This is a genomic window from Streptomyces sp. NPDC001027, assembly GCF_040299045.1.
Lineage (GTDB): Bacteria > Actinomycetota > Actinomycetes > Streptomycetales > Streptomycetaceae > Streptomyces.
The window spans coordinates 1-1550 of sequence record NZ_JBEPBI010000561.1 but is presented as its reverse complement, the minus strand read 5'-3'; the positions used below and the strand labels follow the sequence as shown (position 1 = coordinate 1550).

Genomic DNA, 1550 nt, shown 5'->3' with positions numbered 1-1550 from the left:
CTGAAAGCTGTCCTGAAAGCCGGCGCCGCCATGGCCGCCACGATGGGTGTCCAGTTGGCCGAACAGAGGCCTGATCGGCGGCGGGACGGGCTGTGCCAAGACATCTCAGGGGGCTAGGAAGTCAAGCCGCCCTCTTGGACTGCTTTGAAGGCAGTCGGCGCAGTGGTCGAAGATGGGTTCATGACAGGTGAAGCGAGCGAGATCGTTCTGAGCAAGCAGGATCTTCGTGAGGTCACCGCGTTCGCCGCGGCGTGTGCGGCGATGGCCCTCGAAGTATTCGAGGACGATCAGCCGGACGACTCTCGGCCTCGAGACGCTCTCGGTGCCGCGTGGGAATTCGCTCGGGGTGGTGAGCGCGGGAAGTCTCTGCGCGACACGGCGTCGGCAGCCCTCAAGGCAGCCAAGAGTGCGAATACTGCGGCTGCGCGCGAGGCAGCGTGGGCAGCGATGTCTGCGGCCGGCGCCGCCTATCTGCATCCGCTGGCCAAGGCAACCCAGGTGAAGCACATCCTCGGAGCCGGTGCTTACGCGGCCAGAGCGGCGGAACTCGTTGCTGGTGACGATCGGGGCGTCGCTGCCGAGCACCTTGAGCGAGCGGTGCATCACGCGACCCCGGTTGTCGTTGACGTACTCAAGCGTTTCCCTGCGGCACCAGATGGGGGCGGACGGGTTGGTGAGTTGATTCGCCTGCTGGACGCTGATCTTCGTTCACTCACCTTCGTCGAGTGAGTGAGTTTCACTGTCCGTCTGCGGGCCGCCGCCCGGGGCACAGAGGGGCGTGAAGCAATGGTGCGAAGGCGTGTCGTTCGTCGAAGTGCTGCCGGGTCTGAAGGCAGTGGTGGAGTTGTCCGAGGAAGCGGTTGAGCAGGTGGCGCGATGCGGCGTTGCGCCAGTCTCCGTACTCGCGTCGGCGCCGGTAGTGGGCGTCGGCTCCAGAAGAAGCCCTGGAGAGCCGAGAAGGCCCAGAGGAAGCCGGCGCGCATGAGCCCGGTTGTTCTCGACGAAGCGGCGGCCGACGAAGCGCTGCATCCCTGATGCGCGGGTGATCGGGGCGGAGTCAGCGCAGGACTTGAGGGCTCTGACGTCGGCAAAGCGGGTCCGGTCGTCGCCGATCGCGACGATGACACGGGCTGCGAGCCGGGGACCGAGGCCGGGGAAGTTGAGCAGGATCTCGCTGTCGGCGCGCTGGTGGAAGGCGGCTTCGGCGCCTGTGGCGAGGTCGTCCGCGGCCTGGCAGGTGGTGCCGCGTGGCCCGGCTACACGCTGATCGGTTTCGCTGCCCGAGGAAACGGATGACCGGCGGCAGACGGCCGCGCGTTGCACTGATCGGCCGTCGTTTCGCATTCCCGCCAAGTTGTGCGTCGCGTCTCGACAGCGGTCAAGGCGCTCGCTGACACTCGCCGTGCTCGTCCAAATGCAGTGCCGGCCTCGGGAATGACGCTTGTCACCTCGATCAGGAGGCTCCATGCACCGACTGACCGTCTGCTATTCCCGGCCTGAGGAAGTCGGCGAAGAGGGCGGCCACGTCGTCCGGGTAGACCGCCCCGACG

1 protein-coding gene and 1 pseudogene are annotated in these 1550 nt (G+C 66.6%); one reads left to right on the top strand and one right to left on the bottom strand.

Translation table 11 applies throughout. From position 1 onward, the window contains the following. Window positions 1-180 precede the first annotated feature (180 nt). Window positions 181-729, top strand: coding sequence for a putative immunity protein (locus ABT300_RS43895; RefSeq protein WP_351688744.1), 549 nt, complete (start codon window positions 181-183; stop codon window positions 727-729). 7 nt (window positions 730-736) lie between these two features. Here the strand turns inward: ABT300_RS43895 and ABT300_RS43890 are convergent. After that, window positions 737-1239 (bottom strand): annotated as a pseudogene (locus ABT300_RS43890) (transposase); the annotation flags it as partial. Window positions 1240-1550 lie beyond the last annotated feature (311 nt).

Excerpts from the sequence above, each read along its gene's own strand:
- ABT300_RS43895 (WP_351688744.1), top strand. The coding sequence starts at position 181 with ATGACAGGTGAAGCGAGCGAGATCGTTCTGAGCAAGCAGGATCTTCGT.